Origin of the sequence: Nostoc sp. DedQUE04, assembly GCF_034530995.1 — a bacterium.
In the GTDB taxonomy this organism is placed as follows: Bacteria; Cyanobacteriota; Cyanobacteriia; order Cyanobacteriales; family Nostocaceae; genus Nostoc.
Genome location: NZ_JAVRCA010000002.1, coordinates 239,457 through 263,750 on the forward strand (window position 1 = coordinate 239,457; position 24,294 = coordinate 263,750).

At 43.1% G+C, this 24,294-nt stretch carries 18 protein-coding genes; 14 read left to right on the forward strand and 4 right to left on the reverse strand.

Annotated elements, in window-relative coordinates; genetic code table 11:
- Window positions 1–186: 186 nt before the first annotated feature.
- Both RM049_RS02465 and RM049_RS02470 read right to left on the reverse strand, forming a co-directional pair.
- Window positions 187–1,899, reverse strand: a complete 1,713-nt coding sequence (locus RM049_RS02465) for a bifunctional diguanylate cyclase/phosphodiesterase (RefSeq protein ID WP_322703032.1) — start codon at window positions 1,897–1,899, stop codon at window positions 187–189.
- A gap of 445 nt (window positions 1,900–2,344) precedes the next feature.
- Window positions 2,345–3,034, reverse strand: coding sequence for a phosphorylase (locus RM049_RS02470; protein WP_322703033.1), 690 nt, complete (start codon window positions 3,032–3,034; stop codon window positions 2,345–2,347).
- 180 nt (window positions 3,035–3,214) lie between these two features.
- Here RM049_RS02470 and RM049_RS02475 point away from each other — a divergent pair, with 180 nt between their 5' ends.
- From RM049_RS02475 to RM049_RS02525, 11 genes are all read left to right on the forward strand, one after another.
- On the forward strand, window positions 3,215–6,013 hold the full coding sequence (locus RM049_RS02475; protein ID WP_322703034.1) for an efflux RND transporter permease subunit: 2,799 nt from the start codon (window positions 3,215–3,217) through the stop codon (window positions 6,011–6,013).
- Window positions 6,013–7,038: a hopanoid-associated sugar epimerase gene (hpnA, locus tag RM049_RS02480; protein ID WP_322703035.1), complete on the forward strand. Its 1,026-nt coding sequence runs from the start codon at window positions 6,013–6,015 to the stop codon at window positions 7,036–7,038. Before RM049_RS02475 ends, hpnA begins: the two co-directional genes overlap by 1 nt.
- A gap of 70 nt (window positions 7,039–7,108) precedes the next feature.
- On the forward strand, window positions 7,109–8,128 hold the full coding sequence (hpnH, locus tag RM049_RS02485) for an adenosyl-hopene transferase HpnH (RefSeq protein ID WP_322673568.1): 1,020 nt from the start codon (window positions 7,109–7,111) through the stop codon (window positions 8,126–8,128).
- 172 nt (window positions 8,129–8,300) lie between these two features.
- The gene (locus tag RM049_RS02490; protein ID WP_322673569.1) at window positions 8,301–9,116 is read left to right on the forward strand and encodes an alpha/beta hydrolase; all 816 of its coding nucleotides are present in this window, start codon (window positions 8,301–8,303) and stop codon (window positions 9,114–9,116) included.
- 418 nt (window positions 9,117–9,534) lie between these two features.
- A complete protein-coding gene (locus RM049_RS02495; RefSeq protein ID WP_229495790.1) occupies window positions 9,535–10,056 on the forward strand; it encodes a phycocyanin subunit beta in 522 nt (173 codons plus the stop codon).
- An 87-nt stretch (window positions 10,057–10,143) separates the two neighbouring features.
- Entirely contained in the window at window positions 10,144–10,635 is a 492-nt protein-coding gene (gene cpcA, locus RM049_RS02500) for a phycocyanin subunit alpha (RefSeq protein ID WP_322673571.1), read from the forward strand.
- Window positions 10,636–11,337: 702 nt separating this feature from the next.
- On the forward strand, window positions 11,338–12,150 hold the full coding sequence (locus RM049_RS02505) for a phycobilisome rod-core linker polypeptide (protein WP_322703036.1): 813 nt from the start codon (window positions 11,338–11,340) through the stop codon (window positions 12,148–12,150).
- Window positions 12,151–12,322: 172 nt separating this feature from the next.
- Complete coding sequence (locus RM049_RS02510) at window positions 12,323–13,192, forward strand: phycobilisome linker polypeptide (protein ID WP_322703037.1); 870 nt, start codon at window positions 12,323–12,325, stop codon at window positions 13,190–13,192.
- A gap of 39 nt (window positions 13,193–13,231) precedes the next feature.
- A complete protein-coding gene (locus RM049_RS02515; protein ID WP_322703038.1) occupies window positions 13,232–13,525 on the forward strand; it encodes a phycobilisome linker polypeptide in 294 nt (97 codons plus the stop codon).
- Window positions 13,526–14,371: a HEAT repeat domain-containing protein gene (locus RM049_RS02520; RefSeq protein ID WP_322703039.1), complete on the forward strand. Its 846-nt coding sequence runs from the start codon at window positions 13,526–13,528 to the stop codon at window positions 14,369–14,371.
- A 107-nt stretch (window positions 14,372–14,478) separates the two neighbouring features.
- Entirely contained in the window at window positions 14,479–15,270 is a 792-nt protein-coding gene (locus RM049_RS02525) for a HEAT repeat domain-containing protein (protein WP_322673576.1), read from the forward strand.
- Between the two features lie 45 nt (window positions 15,271–15,315).
- Here the strand turns inward: RM049_RS02525 and RM049_RS02530 are convergent, their stop codons facing one another.
- Complete coding sequence (locus tag RM049_RS02530; RefSeq protein WP_322673577.1) at window positions 15,316–15,966, reverse strand: hypothetical protein; 651 nt, start codon at window positions 15,964–15,966, stop codon at window positions 15,316–15,318.
- A gap of 347 nt (window positions 15,967–16,313) precedes the next feature.
- On the opposite strand from RM049_RS02530, the gene RM049_RS02535 reads away from it, so the two are divergent.
- From RM049_RS02535 to RM049_RS02545, 3 genes are all read left to right on the forward strand, one after another.
- Complete coding sequence (locus RM049_RS02535) at window positions 16,314–17,681, forward strand: protein kinase domain-containing protein (protein ID WP_322703040.1); 1,368 nt, start codon at window positions 16,314–16,316, stop codon at window positions 17,679–17,681.
- Between the two features lie 474 nt (window positions 17,682–18,155).
- Entirely contained in the window at window positions 18,156–21,158 is a 3,003-nt protein-coding gene (gene pruA / locus RM049_RS02540) for an L-glutamate gamma-semialdehyde dehydrogenase (protein WP_322703041.1), read from the forward strand.
- Between the two features lie 349 nt (window positions 21,159–21,507).
- Window positions 21,508–21,945: a GNAT family N-acetyltransferase gene (locus RM049_RS02545; RefSeq protein ID WP_322703042.1), complete on the forward strand. Its 438-nt coding sequence runs from the start codon at window positions 21,508–21,510 to the stop codon at window positions 21,943–21,945.
- A gap of 64 nt (window positions 21,946–22,009) precedes the next feature.
- Here RM049_RS02545 and RM049_RS02550 read toward each other — a convergent pair whose 3' ends face one another.
- Entirely contained in the window at window positions 22,010–24,229 is a 2,220-nt protein-coding gene (locus RM049_RS02550) for an ATP-binding protein (RefSeq protein WP_322703043.1), read from the reverse strand.
- Window positions 24,230–24,294 lie beyond the last annotated feature (65 nt).

Sequence of the window (24,294 nt, forward strand, 5' to 3'; positions counted from 1 at the left end):
AACTGGATACAAGAAATACAGCTTCCTTCTTAAATTGCCGTTCGGCTGAGGCTCATGTGGAAGTCTAAATTTATTTATGGGGATTCCTTCAGCATAGCTGCTCCTTAACCTGCCCCCTGATAACCATGTCTAGCAAAATTCAAGTGATACGTTATCAGGGGTGTATTTTCTGGCTTAGGCATCCACTTATGCGGAAATTTTCTCCATCTGCTGAGAAACTTTCTGTAACATCGGGGTAATTATATCGGCGGGCACAGGACAACTGAAGTAGTAACCCTGACCTTCATCACATCCTTGCATTTTCAGGTAGTCAAGCTGTTCTTGGGTTTCCACACCCTCTGCTGTGATGTTCAACCGCAGGCTTTTTGCCAGGGCAATAATCGCATTCGTGACGGCGGCACTATCAGGATTAGATGTGACATCCTGTACAAATGACCGATCGATCTTGAGCATATTCACGGGAAAGCGCTTCAAGTAGTTGAGGGAGGAATAACCAGTACCGAAGTCATCTAGAGCCAAGCATATACCCAGTTCTCGTAATTGTTTTAAGGTTTTAACCGATCGCTCCATATCACCCATCAAGAAGCTTTCTGTCACTTCCAATTCCAGATAAGATACTTGGAGTCCAGTTTCCTCAAGAATTTGACTGACGATCTCAACCAGATTCGGTAGTTCAAACTGTCGGGCTGACAGATTTACAGACATCCGAATTGGGTTAAATCCAGCAAGTTGCCAAGCACGGTTTTGGGCACAAGCAGTTCGCAAGACCCATTCACCAATTGGTAGGATCAAACCATTGGCTTCAGCAATGGGAATAAACTTTGTTGGAGAAACCAAACCTAATGTAGGATGCTGCCAGCGAACCAACGCTTCCATAGCTGTAATTTGTCCGCTGTGTAAATCAATCAGAGGTTGATAATAAACCAGCATTTCATTGCGCTCAAGCGCTCCACGTAATTCATTTTCTAAAGTTATTCGCTCCTGCAACTGAGCATTAATCTCCGGGGAATAGAATTGGTATTTGCTACGCCCTTGTTGCTTCGCCTGGTACAGTGCGATATGAGCCTGTTGCAAAAGTTGATCTACGCTATTACGTTCATTTATGCCATTAATTGTGATGCCGATGCTGACGGTGATATGAATCAAATTACCCTGTATAGAAAAGGGTTTGCTCAGGGTACTTAACAGCATCTGAGATAGCTTAATCACACTTTCAAAAGAAACAATGTCTATGCGGGCAATGGCAAATTCATCTCCACTCAAATGGGCAAGAATATCTGTTTGTGTCATACAGAGTGATAACCTCTGAGCGACTGCTCTTAACAACAAATTTGTTGTTTCATGCTCCAAACCATGACTCATAGCAGTGAAATCATCAATACCCAGTAAAAAGACCGCTACAAAGCGCTGGTTATTTTCAGGTTGAGATAGAGTCTGATGGAGGCGATCGCGAAATAAATCGCGATTGGGCAATCCAGTTAGATCGTCATAATTACTGATGTAATGAATTAATTCATCTAATTTGTAAAGAGTTTGTGAAGTATCCGCCATCAATGTACCGGCTTCATCAGCAAAATCTGTGGGCAATTCAGATAAGGTTTTGGTGTTTAGATAATTTTGCAATGCCGCAGATGTCAAAATAACTGGTTTGAGCAGGTGGTGTAGTGCGTAGAGAGTGGCGGCTGTACCCGCTAAAGTAGCCAACAGAGCAATAAGCATCACTCGAATCGCCATCTCCAAGGAATAGGAGTTTGAGATAACGAAACTCAAGAGTAAGCTTAAAAGTGGTATGTGAGTACCCAAAAATGCCACCAACATGATTTTAGCGGTGTAACTTTTTTTGAGTAATGGAAAACTATCTAGAAACGAGTATAGATTGAGCTTGTGATTGAGCTGCATAAATTCTGTTTGATAGTTGGTAAATTAGTTCCGCGCTATTTTGGCAAAAAGTATTTTTGATTTACAATTCAGTGCGATTAGCTCTCATGGAACCCAACCCTGATAAGGTTATATATTATGCTTCCCAATCTAGGTTTCTATTTATATGTTTAACCATAAAGTTTATGTAAAACTTATCCATCAACAATTTCACAATAAATACGCACATCATTTTTATTTTTATTAGCTTTTCTTCCGGTGAGGTAATAATAAAAAATATATAAATTCGATTTTGTTAGTAAAAAATTATTTTTTCTAACTAATGGCAGAGACACAGAAAATGCAAAGAGAGTAAAAAGATATTTTCACAAATGATTTTGGATTGCTATATTTTGTAAGGGCACAGCTTTGCTGTGCCCTTACGGCATGGTTATTTATCTAAAAATTGCTGTAAAGACGCAACAGATTATTTATTGCTAGAGCCTGAAAAGAGCCGATTTGTAACTTGCTCTAATACTTTTAATGCTGTTAATGAACCTCGAATCAACCGAGTAGCGGCAAAAGGTTGTCGAAGCATGGCGATCGCTAACGGAAAAGGGTTTAGAGAGCCATCAGAGTTAATTGCTGGTGTGAGATCGGGGATATTATGCTGACAATCGTCGCTGACTACTCGCAGCATTGCCACAGACACCTCAGCCGCATTGAAAAATTCTAAAGCGGTAAATCCTTCCATATCAACAACATCAGCCGCCAAAGTCTTACCCAAATGATGTTTTTCGGCAGCAGACCAAATCACGCGATCGCTTGTCAGTGACTTGACTAATAAGGCTTTTTCTGATATGTAAGAGTGCAATTGTGCTGTGAAAGTGCGATCGCATTCTTGCTGTTTCCCCTGATAAATACAATTTTGATACAGCACAAGATCGCCAACTGTATAGCGATCGCTCAAGCTGCCACATATACCCATAATCAGTACTCTGGATTTTGGAGTCAGAAATTGTCCTTGTTGCAGGTATTTGAGTAAAGGTTTCATCCCAACAGGTATGGGTACTACTTTTGGGATGGAGGCAGTAATGCCGCTTAATCCGCGACACACAGCTTTATATTCTGCTCCTTGAGGCACCAAAATTGTGTTAATGGGCAAAAGATTAGGCACTAGTCTCGATAGTTTCAAGTTTTAACGGTCAATTAATGTTTGAAGTAGACGGGCGTGGCGCGATTCTTCTTTGTGACAATAAGTAATATTACCGTTTAGTAGTAACCAAAATTCGCAAACCGAAGATGATTGCTGTAGCATGACTAAATAATTGTGTCATCCACACGATAATTTTCAAAGATGGTAAAGCTTCATAACTCCAAATCCGCACGAGAACTCTTCAATATTTCCAAATTGGCGATTCAATTTTCGTGGCTGACGGTGAGTTTTTGGATTGCCGTAACGGTAGCTGGAGTTCTAGCTTTCAGTTCCCTTAAGTATGCCTTGTTTCCAGATATTACCTTTCCAGTGGTGGTTGTAAATGCTACAGCTCCTCTGACAACTGCCCTGGATACAGAAGCGAAGCTCACTAAACCCCTAGAAGAACGCCTCCGCTCCCTAGAAGGACTGGAGAATATCCGCTCATCAACCTATCCTAGTCAAACAGCTGTTGCCCTTTCTTTTGCGGTTGGGACGAATTTAGAAACATCGACCAAAAAGGTTGAAACTGCCCTAAAGCAGCTAACTTTACCTCAAGGAGCGACTTCTAAAATTATTCCCCTAAATCTAAACGAGTCAGCCGCCATTAGTTATGCCATAGAGAGTCCTACACGGAATCTCAAAGATTTGACGAAGTTGGCGCAAGATGAGATTGTCAGTGCGATCGCTAAATTACCAGGAGTATTAAAAGTCTCACTACTAGGCGCTGCGACGGCAACTCCTCCGATAAATCCAGCGAATGCGAGTGCAACAGCTCCCCAAGGTGGGGCGACATTAGTCCGGTTTAACGGTCAAGATGCACTCGCATTTCAGGTAATCAAACGCGGTAATGCTAATACTTTGGAAGTAGTGAGTCGGGTTGAGAAAGAAGTTCAAAGGCTACGTACCCTCAAAGATGTCAAACTCACCTTAGCTGCCACCCAAGCAGAATATATCCGCCAAGCCACCCAGTCAACAATCGATGCTTTGCTGGAAGCAGTCTTGTTGTCAATAGTGGTAATTTTTCCTTTTTTATGGAATTGGCGGGCAACTCTGATCTCTGCCTTAGCGATTCCCACGTCTTTGCTGGCTACATTTATCGTCATGGCGATTTTCGGCTTTAACCTGGAAACAATCACCCTGCTGGCTTTAGCTTTGGTGATTGGTAGCATTGTTGATGATGCGATCGTCGATGTGGAAAACATCATGCGACACGTTGAAGATGGAGAAACTCCTCGCCAAGCAGCGCTTTTAGCGACAAATGAGATTGGGTTGACAGTCACCGCCGCCACTTTAACAGCAGTAGCAGTTTTTCTACCCATAGGTTTAATGGGTGGGGTAATTGGTCAGTTCTTCAAGCCTTTTGGCATCACTGTATCCGCGGCAATGCTTGCTTCTATGCTAGTTGCTCGGACTTTATCTCCAGTTCTGGCTATCTACTGGCTCAAACCTAAATCCTCACTCTCCCCGCGTCGAGAAGCAAAAATCTGGGTGGCGTTTACCCAATCTTACAGAAATTTGCTCAGTTGGTCTTTAAATCACCGCAAGATAGTTATCGGGTTAGCTGCACTCAGTTTCATCGCAGGTATAGCACTGATTCCACTAATTCCCAAAGGATTTATTCCCAAACTCGATCGCGGCGAATTTAATATTGCTTATACGGCTCCTTTGCCGAGTATTCCTAGTGGAGGAGAGGGGCAGGGGAGCAGCACTTCGGCTACGCTCAGTGACCGGGGAGCAGAGGGGCAGGGGAGCAGGGAAGCAGAGGAGCAAGGGATAAATCCCAATCCCCAATCCCCAGTCCCCAGTCCCCAGTCCCCAATCCCCAGTCCCCAATCCCCAATCCCCAACCCTTTAAATGATTCTCTTGAGGTTGCGAAGAAATTAGAAAATGTAGTCAGAAAATCACCAGCAGTTGAAACAGTATTTACCACCGTTGGTTCTCGTGAGGGTGAACCAAATAAAGGGACACTATATGTAAAGTTAAAGGAAAATCGCACAATTACAACTGCGGAATTACAAGACCAATTGCGCTCCTCCTTACCTGTTCTTTCTGGGGTAACTACTAGTGTTGAAGATATTCAATTTGTCGATTCTGGCGGTCAAAAACCCCTGCAAATAGCATTACAAGGTGATAATCTCCAAGCTTTGAGCAAAGCAGTCAAAGCAATTAAAGAAAGAATTCAAAGGCTACCGGGATTCGTTGATGTCACAGTTACAGGTGAAACGAATCCACAAGGCACGGTTTTTCAGATCGAGCGTCTGAATAATCAGCGGGTGGCCTACATCAGTGCTAATCTTGGCAAGGATCTGTCTTTGGGTGATGCCACTGACAAAGTGGTAGCTGAAGCAAACGCAGTGTTACCCTCTAATGTTTCTTTAAATTTAGGAGGAGACTCTGCTAACCAAAATAAGGTTTTTAGCAGTTTCGGCAGTACTTTAGCTCTATCTGCCCTATGTATTGTTGTGGTACTAATTTTACTATTCAAAAGCTGGGTAGACCCTTTAGTTATTGGTGTCTCTTTGCCTTTAGCACTAGTGGGGGCGATGTTGGCGCTACTAATTACCAAGAGCGACTTTGGTATGATCTCATTGATCGGTTTCGTCTTTTTGCTGGGGCTGGCAAATAAAAATGCTATTTTGCTTGTAGATTATATCAACCAGTTACGCAATGCTGGCTTAAACCGTACAGAGGCGATTCTCAACACCGGACTAGTGCGCCTCAGACCAATTATGATGACCACGGCCTCCACTATTTTAGGGATGCTGCCGATCGCATTGGGTTTAGGTGCTGGTTCCGAATTGCGATCGCCGATGGCTGTAGCGATCGCCGGTGGACTAGTAACTTCAACTATTCTTAGTTTGATTGTTGTGCCAGTCGTCTACACCATTTTGGATGATTGGTTTCCCCGATTTAAGAAGAAGGGAAACAGGGAAGCAGAGGAGCAGGGGGCAAGTTGATGCAGGTTTTTGTCACGGGGGGTACGGGTTTTATTGGTGCCCATTTGGTACGGTTGCTCCTACAAGAAGGATATGCCGTCAAAGCACTGGTACGCTCAACCAGCAATTTGGAAAATCTACGCGGTTTGGATGTGGAAATTGTCAAAGGCGATTTGAACGATCCAAATCTCTGGCAACAAATGGCAGGTTGTCAATATCTATTTCATGTAGCAGCTCATTATTCCCTCTGGCAGACAGACCGAGAATTACTCCACCGTTACAATGTCCTGGGTACGCGCAATGTGTTGGCAGCAGCTCGCAAAGCTAATATTGAGCGCACCGTCTACACAAGTTCCGTGGCAGCGATTGGGGTAGGAGCGTCAGGGGAAGTTGTGAATGAAACACATCAGAGTCCCTTAGAAAAGTTGGTGGGTGACTATAAAAAGTCTAAGTTTCTGGCTGAACAAGAAGCTATGCAAGCCGTTACCGTAGGTCAGGAGGTAGTTATTGTCAATCCCAGCAGTCCGATTGGCTCGTTGGATATCAAACCTACCCCGACGGGTGATATAATCTTGCGGTTTTTACGACGGCAAATGCCCTTTTACTTGGATACTGGTCTAAATTTTATCGACGTGCGGGATGTGGCATGGGGGCATTTACTGGCTTTGCAACGGGGTAAATCTGGCGATCGCTATATCTTAGGTCATCAAAACCTCAGTCTCAAGCAACTACTCGAACAACTCGCCGATATCACAGGTCTGAGCGCACCTCAACAAACAGTACCCGCTTGGTTGCCCCTCAGTGTTGCCTGGGTTGATGAAAAAATTCTCGCACCACTGGGTAAATCGCCCTCAGTACCATTAGATGGCGTTCGGATGGCGAAACAACCTATGTATTACAATGCTTCAAAGGCTGTACGAGAGTTGGGTCTACCCCAATCTTCGCTAAACGCCGCACTCAAAGATGCTGTGGATTGGTTTGTTGCTCAAGGATATGTCAACCCCTCTGGGAAATTCAAAATTCAAAATTCACGCATTCAAAACTGAAGACCCCACAGATAAATCTTGGGGTTGAAAAAGTGGTGCATTTATCTTTAAAAGAGGAGCGATCGCAACAATGGCAGTTAATCTACAACAAGCTATGGATATTGGGAAGTATCTTGTTACTCAGCGTTTGAAAGGACGCAAACGCTTCCCCTTAGTGTTGATGTTAGAACCTCTTTTCCGGTGTAATCTCGCCTGTACTGGTTGTGGTAAAATCCAACATCCAAAGGAAATTTTAAAGCAAAATCTCACCCCAGAACAGTGTTTTGCCGCAGTGGAAGAGTGCGGCGCACCAGTTGTCTCCATTCCTGGTGGAGAACCTCTGCTACATCCCCAAATTGATGAGATTGTTCAGGGATTAATTGAGCGCAAGAAATATATTTACTTGTGTACCAATGGTTTGTTATTAGAAAAGAGCCTGGATAAGTTTCAACCTTCTCCTTACCTCACTTTCAGCGTACATTTAGATGGAATGCGGGAATTACACGATCGCTGCGTCGATCGTAAAGGTGTTTTTGATATTGCTGTTAAAGCCATTCGCGCCGCTAAAGCTAAAGGCTTTCGTGTTACAACTAACACCACTATCTTTGAAGGTACTGAACCTAAAGATATGCAAGAGTTTTTCAACTTTCTGGAAACACTAAATACTGACGGGATGATGATTTCTCCCGGTTACAGTTACGAGTGGGCACCAGATCAAGATCATTTTCTCCACCGCGAACAAACCCGCGCCCTCTTCCGAGAAATTCTGGCTCCTTACAAAAGTGGTGAAAAAAACTGGAACTTCAATCACAATCCGTTGTTCCTAGATTTTCTCACTGGCGAGAAGGACTACGAATGCACGCCTTGGGGTAGCCCTAGTTATAGCGTTCTCGGTTGGCAAAAACCTTGCTATCTGCTAAACGAAGGTTATTACTCTACCTTTAAGGAACTACTCGCACAAACTGACTGGAGTCAATACGGCCAGAAGAGTGGTAATCCTAAATGTGCCGATTGTATGGTTCATTGTGGCTACGAACCCACCGCCGCAATGGATGCAATGCAGCCGCAAAATATGGCGCGTGCCCTTAGCAGTGTGTTTGGTAGGAATTAAAAAGTAGTAAATACTACATATTAAAGGGTGCTATACTTGCGCACCCTTTAAGGATTCTGACTGCCCTAAAATGTGTATAATAACATACAATATTTCAAGGAAAATGCTTATTTAGAGATATTGCGATCGCTCCTTCAGCCAAATTGGCCAAAATTTATCAGGAAAAATACTCATGCCATTTGTATCTGTTCGCGATCTGCAAATGTATTATGAGATTCGTGGCACTGGTCAACGCCTGCTCAGTATTAGTGGTACTGGAGTAGATTTGCAGCGATCGCCGACTATTTTTGACTCACCATTAGCCCCACACTTTGAAATCTTAGCCTACGATCAGCGCGGTCTGGGTCAAACCTCAAAACCTGATATTCCTTACACCATAGCAGATTACGCCGCCGATGCAGACTCTTTGTTAAATGCAGTCGGGTGGGAGAACGCTCATGTCATCGGAATTTCCTTTGGGGGTATGGTAGCCCAAGAGTTGGCACTGCGCTATCCACACCGCGTTAAACGTCTTGTTTTGGCCTGTACCAGTAGTGGCGGTGCTGGTGGGTCGTCATATCCACTACATGAACTTGCGAACCTTCCTACTGAAGAACTAGCTCATCGGCAAATCACAATTGCTGATACGCGTTGGCAAGAGGAAGCTTGGCTCTCTAGCCGAACTACACAATTTCAGGAATTAGTGAAGCTGACACTAGCAGTTTTTCAAGCGGGTACAGACCAACCAAGTCGTGAAGTTGGGCGTCGTCGCCAGCTTGAGGCTCGTGCTGCTCACGATACATATAATCGACTTTCTCAACTGCATATTCCTGTCTATATCTGCGGCGGTCATCACGATGGCATATCTCCTCCTGCCAATCTTGAGGCAATGCACAAACAGATACCAGGTTCGTATTTAGAGTTCTTTAAGGGTGGTCACGGCTTTCTTTACCAAGACTCCCAAGCATTCAAGCGCGTTATTGCCTTTCTCCAAAATAAATTTGAGTAATTTTACATAAGACATATCAGACATAACTACAAAGTTACAGTAACTACAACACCTATTGCCCTCCCACAAGAGCAGCGCTCAGCTCGTAAACTAAACATAGACCAAAATATGAAGTTATGTAAACAAATTTCACAAACATAACAATAATTTGTAATAAATAATGATACGGCAGCATTGTATAAAGAGAACTTGGAAGTAAAAAACAACATCTTAATCAGGTTTTCCAGTCGTTCATGGAAGTTTGAAGTTTTTTAACAAAAGTTTTAATCTGAAAGCCTGGAGATCGTAAACTTATTTTTGGGATGTCTGTTTTAAACCTTTCGTAACTCGTCAGGCAGTGCTGACATCAAAAATCAACTGAACCACTCAGTTTTGAGTCCAATTATTCTTAACCAAGCAAAGTAGGAGATTTAACGCAATGGTTTTAGATGCATTTGCAAAAGTAGTTTCCCAAGCTGATACACGTGGGGAATATCTCTCCGATGCACAATTGGATGCGTTGAGCGAACTAGTCAAAGATGGTAACAAGCGTACAGATGCCGTTAACCGGATTACCAGCAATGCGTCTGCTCTTGTTGCTGCTGCCGCTCGTGATTTATGGGCAGAACAACCCCAATTGATCACTCCTGGTGGTAATGCTTACACCAGCCGTCGCGCTGCTGCTTGCATCAGAGACTTGGACATCATTCTTCGCTATATCACCTACGCTATCTTTGCTGGCGATTCCAGCGTGCTAGATGACCGTGCCCTCAATGGTTTGCGGGAAACCTATTTAGCATTGGGAACCCCAGGAGCTTCAGTTGCTGTTGGTATTCAAAAGCTGAAACAAGCTTCTTTGGCCATTGTCAACGATCCCAACAACATCACCAGAGGAGATTGCAGCGCTCTGTCATCTGAAATAGCTAGCTATTTCGATCGTGCTGCTGCTGCTGTGGCTTAAGCCAAGCATTGCTGATGTTGACTAAATAATTGTCCATAGGACAAAACAAAATTTCAACCATAAAGTTTGTAAAAGGGAGATAGCAAAATGTCAAAAACACCTCTAACTGAAGCAATTGCATCGGCTGATTCTCAAGGACGCTACCTCAGCAGCACCGAAATTCAAGTTGCTTTTGGTCGCTTCCGTCAAGCTCCAGCTAGCTTACAAGCAGCAAAAGCTTTAAGCGCCAATGCTCAACGCTTGACTGAAGGTGCTGCTCAAGCGGTGTATAACAAGTACCCTTACACCACTCAACAACAAGGGCCCAACTTCGCGGCTGATGCACGCGGCAAGAGCAAGTGTGTACGTGATGTCGGCTACTACTTGCGGATTATCACATACGCTTTAGTTGTTGGTGGCACAGGCCCCTTGGATGACTTCTTGATTTCTGGCTTGGCTGAAATCAACCGGACTTTTGATCTGTCTCCTAGCTGGTACATTGAAGCTCTCAAGTACATCAAAGCTAACCACGGTCTAAGCGGCGATCCAGGTGTTGAAGCAAATTCCTACATCGACTATGTAATCAATACTCTAAGCTAGAGTGTTTCTTTAGCCCGGAGAGGAAATCAGCTCTTATGACAAGTAAGTTCTATGAGTTGTTTATCTCTCCGGGCAGTTTTTTAAGAAAAACTAGCAGAAAACCCTGGAGAAAGAGGAACGTAGTTCTGTATTTTTTGCTTTAGAACAGGGATGAAAGCTGCCGACGTAGCACGGTATTTGCTACAAATTTGGGAAAGTTCACAACCCAGTGCCTCTTTTAAGCTACCGTCAATTGGCACAATATTTTTGTCAGTACAAGATTTAAACACCTACCCTCGGACTGGGGGAAAGTATACGCCCGAAATAACGTAAGGAGATATCACTACGCCCTAGTGGCAGATGTGGTGAGGCAGCGAGCGCAATCTTCTACCTTCTCTTAGGAGACGCTACGTGTTGGCGGAACGTTCCGTAAGGAAGGAAAGATGCTAGTGCAACGTTAGCGAGTCCGCGCCCCCTACAGGGAAGGAAGCTACGCGTAGTGTCTGACAGAGAACTTCTGAAGGTTTTTCTCTCCCATGAGGGACTGCCAAACTGATAAGGTGAGCCTGGGAACCTGTGGAAACAGGATATTAAGGCAGCTATGTCTTAAAAATCACCTGATTTAAAGTAAGGTGAGTGTCAATTTCAAAAAGACTGTTAAAAGACTAGAAAAAATTTTCTAAAAAGTTTTCAGTTTTGCAGTTAAAACTGAGGAGGTAAAAGATGGCAGCTTTGGGACAAGCAGCAAGATTAGGGATTGCAGCGTTTGAAAATTCAGCACCAGTAGAACTACGCCCTGATAGAACAGAAGCCGATGTGGCAGTGGTTATCCGGGCGGCTTACCGTCAGGTTTTGGGTAATGCATATCTACTAGAAGGAGACCGTCTAGAGAGTGCAGAATCACTATTGCAGCAAGGTGTAATCACCGTAAGGGGATTTGTGCTAGCCATTGCTCAATCAGAACTCTATCGGGATAAGTTTTTCTACTCCAACTCCCAAACTCGGTTTATCGAGTTGAATTATAAGCATTTATTGGGGCGTGCCCCAGAAGATGAGTCAGAGATTTCGTACCATGTTGAGCTTTACAACTCACAAGGTTATGAAGCTGAGATTAATTCCTACATTGACTCATTAGAATATCAAGAGAGTTTTGGCGAAAATATTGTGCCCTACTACAGAGGCTTTAAAAGTCAAGTAGGACAGAAAAATGTTGGCTATAGCCGACTGTTCCAACTTTATCGGGGTTATGCCAATAGCGATCGCGCTCAAGGACAAAAACAAGGACGCCTCACTTGGGAAGTGGCTAAAAATTTAGCTTCACCCATTTATCCAGTCTCTGCTGGAGCCTTAACAGGTCTCTCTTCAGGTGGTCGCGGCGAAACATACCGGATCAGAGTACTACAAGCAGCTTCCCCATACTCAGCTGTAGTACGGCGCGGTACTGCGGAATTGATCGTACCCTACGAGCAACTTTCTAGCAAATTGCAGCAGTTGAATCTTAAGGGCAGTAAGGTTATTAGCATTACAGCCGTATAAATAGGGAATTGGGGAATTAAGTGAGGAGTTAGGAGTGAGGAGTGAGAAGTCAAGAGTGAGGAGTTAGAAGTTATGAGTTTTAAATTCCTAACTATACCCCTACCTTAACTTCTAACTCTTAACTCCTAACTCCTAATTTTTCCAACTACTAATTACAAAAGGAAAATTACCAATGGCCGTTACAACAGCAGCTTCCCGTCTGGGAACAGAACCTTTTAGCGATCAGTCCCCTGTGGAATTGCGTCCGAATGCAACCAAAGAAGACATAGAAAGAGTAATTGCTGCCGTCTATCGTCAAGTCTTGGGCAACAACTACATATTGGCATCCGATCGCCTAACAAGTGCTGAATCGATCCTGCGCGATGGAAAAAATACAGTGCAAGAGTTTGTGCGTCAAGTAGCTAAATCGGAACTGTACAAATCCAAATTTTTCTACGACAACTTCCAAACTCGCGTCATCGAACTGAACTACAAACATTTGTTGGGTCGTGCCCCTTATGATGAGTCTGATGTCGTCTATCACTTAGACTTGTATCAAACCAAAGGATATGAAGCCGACATTGATTCTTATATCGATTCTCCAGAGTATCAATCTAACTTTGGTGAAAATATAGTGCCTTACTATCGCGGCTTTGAAACCCAAACAGGACAAAAAACTGTCGGATTTACCCGGATATTTCAACTTTATCGCGGCTATGCCAGTAGCGATACCTCCCAACTCAAAGGCAAAGACTCCCGCCTTGCTAGCGAACTAGGTCGCAATAGTGCATCCGTCGTTGTTCCTCCCTCTGGTGCTTCCTCAGGCTTTTCATACGTTGCTTCTGAAAAAGGCGTTACCCCCAGCAGTACTTTTGGTGGTGCGGGAACCTTTGGTAAAGAAGGCAGACTTTACCGCATTGAAGTGGCAGGTGTTTTTGGATCTGGGTATCCCAGCACACGCCGCGTCAATCAAGCGGTGGTTATACCTTATGAAGAACTATCTAGTTACTTCCAGAGAGTGTTAAAACAAGGTGGTAAAATAGCTAGTGTGAAACCTCTTTAGTGTCAATAGTCATTAGTCAATAGTCATTATTCAGGGCAAATGACTAATGACGATTTAAAATTGGGAATTAATTTTATGATTGGAGCAATTAGTAGTACATCAACGAGTAATCGCTACTTTCGGTATGAAGTAGTGGGTCTACGCCAAGTTGAAGAAAATGAAAAAACCAACTATCCGATTCGTTCTAGTGCCAGTGTGTTTTTCACTGTACCTGAGAACCGGATGAATCAAGAAATGCAGCGAATTAGTCGTTTGGGTGGCAAAATAGTTAACATTCAGCCGTTGAACGCTGTACCTCAAACAAATAACGACCAAAGCGCTCCTTCTTCATAAATGAATTCTAGTCCGCAGAAATTTGAAGATTTATCACCGACAGGTAACTCTGGCGATGATGAATCTTTAACAGTAGAGCAAGCGATCGCTAATCTTGAGAGTGCAGATTTAGGTCTGCGCTTTTATGCTGCCTGGTGGTTGGGTAGGTTTCGGATCTGTGAAGCAGCTGCGGTTACAGGATTGATTAAAGCGTTAGAGGATGAAGCCGACAGAACACCAGAAGGCGGATATCCTCTGCGACGTAACGCAGCTAGGGCTTTAGGGAAACTAAGCGATCGCCAGGCAGTCTCACCTTTAATTGCGTGTTTAGACTGCTCAGATTTTTATGTTCGAGAAGCGGCGGTACAATCCTTAGAAATGCTGGGCGATCCAGTTTGCATTCCCGCCCTGATCGAGTTATTACAAGTAGGTTTGCAGGGAGAGCAGCTGATCTCAAAGCAGCCTGATTTATCTCAACCCTACGAGGCCATTTTGGAAGCCTTGGGAGCCTTGAGGGCAACTGAGTGTATCCCCTTGGTAAAACCATTTTTAGAGCATCCAATCGAATTGGTGCAATATGCTGCCGCACGAGCGATGTATCAATTAACCCAAGAACCAGTTTATGGAGAACGGTTAGTAAAAGCCCTGGCAGGAGATAAATTGCAATTGCGTCGAGCAGTGTTAGCAGACTTGGGAGCGATTGGCTATCTACCCGCAGCAGATGCGATCGCCGAAACTCTTGCTGAAAATAGCCTGAAGCTAATTTCTCTTAAAGGATTACTAGAATACCAAGTTAACCATACAGCAACAAGCACTTTGTCAGCAGGTGCGATAAAAGTGATAAATTTGATGGACTCGCTATTGTAGTCATAATTTCCCAGGCATTAGTTGTTATTAATACGCTTAAATTAACTGTTTACCACACATAAACCCCTAATATAGCTGCGAGATAAGGGCTAGGGGGTTTGTGTCTGATGTCAACTACGGAGGGCTTAAGCTACAATTGGCAGATCCCTAATGACTCATGGCAAATTATTATGAATAACAGTGACCTGGCCCAAATATTAATTCGTGCTGTGGAAGAAGCAGACTCTTCGGATCGCTTATTAGACGCAGTTCAGGAGTTAGCGGCAGCTGGTATTGAGGAATCTGTTCCCACTCTGATTGCAGCTTTAGGCTACAACAATCCAGGGGCAGCAGTGGCGGCGGTAGATGGACTAATTGCGATCGGGGAAGTTGCAGTACCGTCACTATTGGAACTAATTGATGACTACAACTACAGTGCTAGAGCCTGGGCTATTCGCGCCTTAGCGGGAATTGGCGATGTCCGGGCGCTGGATACCTTGTTAGAGGCAGCAAAAAACGATTTTTCCTTAAGCGTGCGGCGAGCAGCTGCTAGGGGATTAGGCACTTTGCGCTGGCAGCAACTACCTGCTGAGAAAGTGGAATCTGTTCAGACTCAGGTATTAGAGGCATTATTAGTAATTTCTCAAGATCCAGAGTGGATAGTGCGTTATGCAGCAGTGACGAGTTTAGAAACACTAGCGATCGCTATAGCAGTAACTTTACCCGATCAAGCGTCACGGATTACAAATCAACTTCAGCAAATACTCGATACCGATGCCGATGTGGGAGTTCGTACCCGCGTAAAATTTGCACAACAAAAAATTCAACAGCAACAACATCAAGAAATGTTTGCACCGAAAAGAAAGCTAGAAGACACTGAAGTGTCTGAAGTCCCTCATCGTGGTGGTGGCAGACGGTAAATCACCAGACACCATACTGCAAGCGCGGTATGGTGTTATGTCAAACTAACTAGGCGATAAAGATTGAATTTCTGCCTGGATATTGCCACGAGCAGATGGTTCGGCAAACTCTGACATTAAAGGCGTAAAATAAATACGCGATCGCTGTAAAAATTGTTCTAAAATTTTCTGACGACCTGTGATATAATCTGCCTCTGCCACCCAGCCATATTCCTGACGAATAGCATGGGCGTATTCTTGATAATCAACTTGGTTAGTAGCCAAAATCGCTAAATCTGCATCAACTAGGACTTGGCTATCATAGTCATTTACCGCAGCTTGGTGGTTTTTAGTGTTCAGAATCAGACGGGTGACAGTAGTTATAATACTTTCTGGAATACCCAAATTACTCAGCAACTCAAAAGCGTAGTCTGCACTTCGTTCTTCGTTATCTTTGGCTTCAGTGTCATACACTACATCGTGAAACCAGGCCGCTAGTTGAACAGCAGCTAGGTTATTGGTGTAGCCTTGCAAAACCTCAATTGTGCTAAGAACGCGATCAATGTGTTTCAATGTATGGTAATAGCGATCAGGGGTAGAGTAAGCTTCAACCAAGAAATTAAAGGCTTTCTCAGCCGCTACTCGATCGACGCCAAAGGGTTGGAGTGTGTGTTGCCAGTTATAAAATAAAATATCCATAAATTTTTCTGTAGGCATAGAGGCAGTATACCCATTCTGAGTATTAGAAAAAATAAGTACATACTGTTAAAACAGCAGTAGAAGACTTCAAGTAGAACCTCACCTTCTAACTTTGCTACGAGAAAGAGAGGAAAAATTTTCTTACCCTTACTTGTAGTAAAGGGTTAGGAGTGAGTTCACGCGAATATATTTACAAGTTATAAATCAATGAAACTTTGGAGTTTCGAGAATTGCTGGGTATTGCAACCACACCTACAGGAAGGGGAACCGTTAATTTCAAATATTAGCGGGATATGAGTGGTTCACCACTGTGATATCTGATACAGGTAAGTTATGATCGTGGGCATTAATTTTTTATTGTTAAGATGCCAGCTAAAATCATCCTTACCGTTATCCAAGGACAATTATTAGGACAGCAATATATTTTTGATTGCCGCAGTAGTTGCATAATCGGTAGAAGTCCAGATTGCAATCCTCAGTTACCAGATGATGAGAATCATCGGGGCATCTCCCGCTATCACTGTCTACTAGATATTAATCCTCCTGATATTCGGGTGCGGGACTTTGGTAGTAAAAATGGCACTTACATTAACGGTAAAAACATCGGACAACGCCAACGAAATCAAACGGCTGAAGAAGCTGTAAAATTCCAATTTCCAGAGTATGACTTACGAACAGGCGACGAAATCAATTTAGGTCACACTGTCTTTAAAGTTAGTATAGAAATACATCCAGATCGAGTAAATCTACCAACCTTCATCCCTGATGATGTTACTGTTAAAAATAACCCAGTACAACAAACTTATTTCTTAGACATCATCAAATACTTTCTGAAATTGGCTGAGAGTGGCGATCGCAACCTCAAAGCAATTAGCGGTTATAATCTTGTCAAACTTCTCAGCACGAGTGAATTCGGAGAAGTTTATTTAGCACAGCATAATCAGTCTGGCAAGTTCATAGCCTTAAAGGTCATGTTACCAGCAGTGGCGGCGAATGACTTCGCTGTGCAGATGTTTCTCCAGGAGACTGAAAACACCAAGGCTTTGCAACATCCTCATGTAGTGCAACTGATGGATTGTAGCTTCTCGGAAATTATCTTCTTTTTTACAATGGAATATTGTGAGATCGGTACTGTATGGGATTTCATGCAACAACTGGGTGGGCGATTGTCTGTTGATATTGCAGTACCGATTATTCTCCAAATTTTAGACGCTTTAGAATATGCCCACAATGTTGAACTTCCTTATGTCAAACTGGCTGATGGGAAGTTTGGCAAAGGTAAAGGTATAGTTCACCGCGACCTCAAACCGAGTAACATCTTCTTGACTAAGATTGACGGAAAGCTGGTGGCAAAAATCGGTGATTACGGCTTATCTAAGGCCTTTGACTTAGCTGGTTTAAGTGGTCAAACTTTGACTGGGACTCAAGCTGGTACTCCCGTTTTTATGCCGCGACAGCAGGTGCTTAACTTTAAATATGCCCAACCGGAGGTAGATATTTGGGCAGTTGCGGCTTGTCTCTACAATATGCTAACAGGTTGTTTCCCCCGCAACTTCATAGGCGACCCTTTTCTGGCAGTTTTACAGAATAATCCCATACCAATTCGCCAACGAGATGCAACAATTATGCAACCCCTAGCGCAGGTGATTGATTTGGCGTTGGTTGATAAGCCAGAAATTCACTTTAAGAGTGCAGCCGAATTTAAGCGGGCATTGTTAAGTGCGTTGTCATAGTCGAGTTTATAGCAGTTTTTATGTATTTAATCCACATCTGTCGTCGGGGCGCAATGCCCATTAGTGTCAACTTAAGGTTAAAGCCAGTCTAGAAAAAGCTTTTAGCAGATTATCTCGTTCCCAGTCTCCGACTGGGAATGTCCCTGATTGAGGCTCCGCCTCCCTCTCCTCGCGGCAGAGCCGCCAAGAGTAGCATTTCCAGCCAGAGGCTGAAAACGAGATTTTAAAAGGGTTTTGGCTTAAGTTGACATCAATGCACAATGCCTCTACGTTCGCCAAGCGTCCCGTAAGGAATATTTTTTAATTGCAAGTTCCTAGAACGCACGGCGTAACTACATCATTCAAAATCAATGAAATCCTTACGGTATAGTAATTCCGAATTCAGCATAATGGTGACAGCTAAATGAAAGCGTCAAAATAGAAGACACAGGCTTTGTACAAAAAGCCTTGCCTTGATTAACGGAGTTATTATCAGTGGTATTACAAGTACAAACAAGCACCTACGAAGCTAAAACCCAAGAAATTGCTAAACAACTTCTCGCCGCAACGCAGGAAAATCGTTCGTTTTTTTCTTCCCTGCGGGATCAAATGCGTTGGGATGATAAATTACTAGCTTGGGCAATGAGTAACCCTGGATTGCGGGTGCAGCTATTTCGCTTTATAGATACGCTACCGGCTTTGCATAGTAAATCAGAAATTGCCTCACATTTACAAGAATATTTAGGCGATGAATCTGTAGAATTGCCGGCAGCTTTGAAGGGAATGCTAAACTTTGCTAACCCCGACTCGATGCCTGGACAAGTTGCTGCTACAACCGTTGGGACAGCCGTTGAAACTCTTGCCCATAAATATATTTCTGGGGAAAATATTAAGCAAGTCATCAAAACAGTTGAACGACTGCGAAAAGAAAAAATGGCTTTCACCATCGACTTACTTGGTGAAGCGGTTATTACCGAAGCGGAAGCGCAGTCTTATCTAGAACGCTATCTAGAATTAATGCAACAATTGGTGGAAGCATCGAAGAATTGGGCAGTTATTCCGGCGATTGATGAGGCTGATGGCGAACCGATACCAAAAGTTCAGGTTTCTGTGAAATTAACGGCGTTTTATTCCCAATTCGATCCATTAGATGCTAAAGGTAGTGAGGAGCGAGTTAGCGATCGCATTCGGATTCTCCTACGTCGTGCTAAAGAATTAGGCGCAGCTGTCCATTTTGATATGGAACAGTATGCCTATAAGGATATAACTCTCAGTATTCTGAAAAAACTCTTACTAGAAGAAGAATTTCGGCAACGCACAGATATTGGCATGACAATTCAAGCATATCTGCGTGATAGCGAACAAGATGCCAAAGACGTAATTTCTTGGTTGAAAGAACGCGGTTATCCCCTGACAATCCGCTTGGTGAAGGGCGCATATTGGGATCAAGAAACTATCAAAGCAGCGCAGAAGCATTGGCCACAGCCAGTTTACAACGACAAAGCCGCAACTGATGCTAACTTTGAAACCATCACTCAATTGTTGTTAGAAAATCATCAATATGTCTATTCTGCCATTGGTAGCCATAATGTGCGATCGCACTCTCGCGCCATTGCCATAGCTGAAAGTTTAAATGTCCCCCGCCGTCGCTTTGAATTACAAGTCCTCTACGGTATGGGTGATAAAGTTGCCAAGGCGTTAGTTGACAAGGGTTATCGGGTGAGAGTTTACTGTCCTTACGGTGAATTATTACCTGGAATGGCGTATTTAATTCGTCGATTGTTGGAAAATACAGCTAATAGTTCTTTTTTACGGCAAAATCTCGAAAATCGACCAATTGAAGAATTATTAGCGCCGCCAATTGTCAAAGAAGAAAACTCTTTAACTCCTAACTCCTCACTTCTAACTCCTAACTCCATTCCTAACTCTCATTTCTCTGGTGCTGCTGATACCGATTACGCCGAGGAAGAGGTGAGAAAGAAGGCAGCGCAAGCTTTCCAAAGCGTTCGTCAACAGTTGGGTAAAACTTATTTACCACTGATTAATGGCGAGTATGTTAATCCGCCGGAATTTGTTGATTCTCTCAATCCTTCTAAGTTCAGTGAGGTAATTGGTAAAGTTGGGTTGATTAGCGTTGAACAAGCAGAACAGGCGATGCAAGCTGCGAAAGCCGCGTTTCCTGAATGGAAGAAAACACCAGCTAAACAACGCGCTGATATTTTGCGGAAAGCGGGTGATTTGATGGAACTCCGCCGTGCTGAACTTTCAGTTTGGATAGTTTTGGAAGTTGGGAAACCTGTTAAAGAAGCTGATGGAGAGGTTTCGGAAGCGATAGATTTCTGTCGGTATTACGCTGATGAGATAGAACGGTTAGACAAAGGTGTGAATTACGACATACCTGGGGAAACTAACCATTATATTTACCAACCACGAGGAATTGCTGTAGTGATTTCTCCCTGGAATTTTCCGCTAGCGATCGCTTGTGGAATGACTGTTGCAGCTTTGGTTTCGGGCAATTGCACTCTCCTCAAACCTGCGGAAACATCTTCTGTAATTGCAGCGAAACTCACAGAAATCTTGGTAGACGCTGGTTTTCCCAAAGGTGTATTTCAATACGTACCTGGTAAGGGTTCGCAAGTTGGCGCTTATTTGGTCAATCATCCAGATACTCATGTAATTGCTTTTACAGGTTCTCAAGAAGTCGGATGTCGAATTTACGCAGAAGCGGCAACGCTGAAACCCGGACAAAAGCACATGAAACGGGTGATTGCTGAAATGGGTGGCAAGAATGCCATTATTGTTGATGAAAGTGCTGATTTAGACCAAGCTGTTGTGGGGATAGTGCAGTCAGCATTTGGTTACAGCGGACAAAAATGTTCTGCTGCTTCCAGGGTGATTGTGCTGGAACCGATTTATGATGCCTTTGTGCAACGATTGGTAGAAGCAACAAAATCCTTGAACATTGGGGAAGCAGAGTTACCGAGTACACAAGTTGGACCAGTGATTGATGCTAATGCCCGCGATCGTATTCGCGAGTATATTCAGAAGGGTAAGGCAGAAGCAGAAGTGGCGTTGGAATTACCAGCACCTGAACAAGGCTACTTTATTGGCCCAGTCATCTTTAGTGAAGTATCGCCCAATGCGGTAATTTCTCAGGAAGAAATTTTTGGCCCTGTGCTGGCGGTAATTCGGGTAAAAGATTTCCAGGAAGCGTTAGCAGTCGCCAACGGTACAAACTTCGCCTTAACTGGCGGACTTTATTCTAGAACACCTTCGCACATTCAGCAGGCGCAGACAGAGTTTGAAGTTGGGAATTTGTACATCAACCGCAATATTACCGGAGCGATCGTTGGACGGCAACCCTTTGGTGGATTCAAACTTTCGGGAGTAGGTTCTAAAGCAGGGGGCCCTGACTACTTACTGCAATTTTTAGAACCACGCGCGGTGACAGAAAATATTCAACGTCAAGGTTTTGCACCGATTGAAGGTGCAGATTAAACTAACGTGAATTCCACGGCTCATATAGTGTCCGTCAATTAGCACAATCAAAACATCTCTCTCTGATTTTACTGCGTAAAACCCTCCCTCTCCGAGTCCTACGGTGTACACACATCTTGGTAATGAAGCCCCAATCCTGGATTTACCCCTCTTAATCCCCCCGATGTATTGGGGGAAAATATCCGGTTCTCCCCCTTACCAAGGGCGAGTTAGAGGGGGTCAGAAGGACTTGTGTGTACACCGTAGCTCCGACTCAAAGAGGGACAGGCTTGCACTTTCGGTCAAAGCAGGGAGAGGTGCATCAAACTCACATTAAACTACAATAGGTAGTAACATCAAACAGAGTTTAATGAGTAATTTAGTTATAAAAGTTGCTGAATTACCTAAAGATTTTTCGGCAATTCAAGCAATTAGAAAATCAGTTTTTCAAGAAGAACAAGGTGTAGATCCCGCTTTAGAATTCGATGGCAAAGATGAAATATCCGATCATCTAATTGCTTATTTAAATGTGGAAGCTGTAGGTACTGCTAGAATCAGATATTTAGATGAGAAAACTGCCAAAATAGAAAGGTTAGCTGTTTTGTCGACAGTTAGAGGGCAAGGTATTGGCAAGAAAATTATGGAAAATGCCCTACAGGTGATAGCTAACCAACATATTCCAGAAGTCGTAATTCATGCTCAAGAATATGTGAAAGATTTATACAAAAAATTGGATTTTGTAGAAGAAGGAGAAATATTTGAAGAAGCTAATATTCTCCATGTAAAAATGAGAAAAATATTTTCATAGTTAAAGTAAAATTATATAGTATTTTTTTAGTAATTTTTTAAAAAAAATGTATGTTTATGAGCAATTAACTAAAATATTTCATTAGAATTGACTCTAGCTGAACTATACGAATTGGCTTGATAAGGTAGTCATCAAAACTACCTGGTAGTATGGCGATTTCCTCCTCTAAAGGTTCGCTAAAGGTCATCATCACAATCGGTAAATGTTCCCGATAAGGCTCTTTTCTAAGGATATTCAGCAAATTCCAGATATGAGCATCTTTTACTAACTGCAAATCAAAAAAAACTAAATTTGGTTGGAAGCTTTGTACCTGTTTCAAAAAGTCGTTAGCATTATCTATCCACTTGACTTGGTAGCCAATTGTGTGAAGATAATCTTGCAATCCTGTTGCTGTGTTTTCCTCTTCTTCTACAAGCAAAATAGTTTTATTTGTGGAGATGACTGAAGGAGAGGAGGACGAGGTAAAGTTTGCTTCCTCTTCTGTCTCATCGATCTCATTTGTCTCATCTTCCCCATTTTCCAGATGCTCTGGATTTGGTAGAAACAGAATGAACTGACTGCCCTTTCCTAAAGTTGATGTCACGGTAACATCTCCACCATGTAAACGCGCTAATTTCCGCGTCAAAGCTAAACCTAAACCAGTGCCTTCATACTGCCGATTTAACCGACTGTCAAGCTGTTTAAACGGTTCAAATAAAAATTGAAACTGACTTGAGTCTATACCAATGCCAGTATCTGAAACTGTAAACGTTATCCCTTGTGGCACTTTTTTCACTACCAGCGATACTTCGCCTGCTGGGGTGAATTTAATCGCATTAGTGAGCAGGTTGAGTAGCATTTGCTTGATGCGCCGCTCATCAGCAATGCAAATATCAGCTTCTTGGTCAATTTCATGTGTGAGTTGCAATCCCTTTTCTGAGGCGCGATCGCGCACTGTCCAGATAGCATAATTACATATATCTACCACTGACAAAGATGATAATAACAGATCCTCTTTACCTGCTTCTACTTTAGATAAGTCAAGGATATCGTTAATCACTGCCAGTAGATGTTCGCCACTACTATATATACAACTTACATATTCGTTCTGCTTTTCATTTAGAGAACCAACTATTTCTTGTTGCAATAACTGTGACAAACCCATAATCGCATTCAGAGGTGTTCGCAACTCATGGCTCATGGTTGCTAAAAATTCAGTTTTTGCTCGATTGGCAGCTTCTGCTGCTTCTTGAGAGGCACGTAGTTTCAACTCTGTTTGTTTACGTTCAGTAATATCCTCAATCATCGCTAGAAAAAACTCAGGTTTACCATTGCTGCCTGGTATAACAGAAACAGAGATATGAGTCCAAAGTAAGTTACCATTTTGATGCTGGCAGCATCTTTCTATCTCAATACGATGTCTTTCGACAAGCTGTTTCTGATGTTTGGGGGGTTGTAAACCGTCCCTCGAAGTTCTCTTTAAGTCTGTGCGAATTCCTGACATCAGTTGTTTGTAAAGTTTTAAATCCTCCCTTTCTATGGAAATGTAATCTGTAAAGCTCTTGCCGTATAACTCTTCTCGGCTGTATCCTAAAATCTCGCATAGTGCCAGATTAGTATCAACTATCTGCCCTTTCATATCTATCAGGCCAATGCCGATAGAGGAACGCTCAAAAATCGCCCGAAATTGTGCCTCACTCTGTCGCAGTGCTTCCTGTACGACGTTTCGCTCCCTCGCTTCTATAGCCAGTGTCACAAAATCTGCAATTGAGCCAGCAAAACTTTCTTCTTCTAAAGTCCATTGGCGACCTTCACCTATGTGTTCGTGACAAACTACGCCTATCAAATGACCCTCTAGCCAAATTGGTGCGTCTAGTATAGATGTGATGCCCAAAGCTGATAGATAAGACTCGGATAATTCTTGGGTTCTGGAATCGTTTCTGGCATCATCTGCGGCAATAGTACGCTCCCCTTCTAAAGCCTGGAAATAAACAGGAAAATTTGTTTTTAAAAGCGAGTTACCAAAGGTATGCTTCTTAGTCCTGACATCATACAAATCAATGCATTCAATTTTTGAACGTTCTTCATTATATAACCATACCCCAACTCGCTCTACTAACAGCGTCTGAGCAGCAGTTTCTGTAATTTCCCTCAACACCGCATTGAGATTACCTTGCTGAAATGTCTTGCTTCTTGCCAGTTGCACCAGCATCTGGCTTTGTTTTCGCCGACTATTTTCTCTGATTCGTAAAGCCTCTTGGGCCTGGTTGTGCTCTGTTATATTTCTAGCTGACACCACCTGCATTAGTTGCCCTCAAGAAGAAATAATTTGGACTTGCAGTTCTACGGAAAAAGTAGAACTGTCTTTGT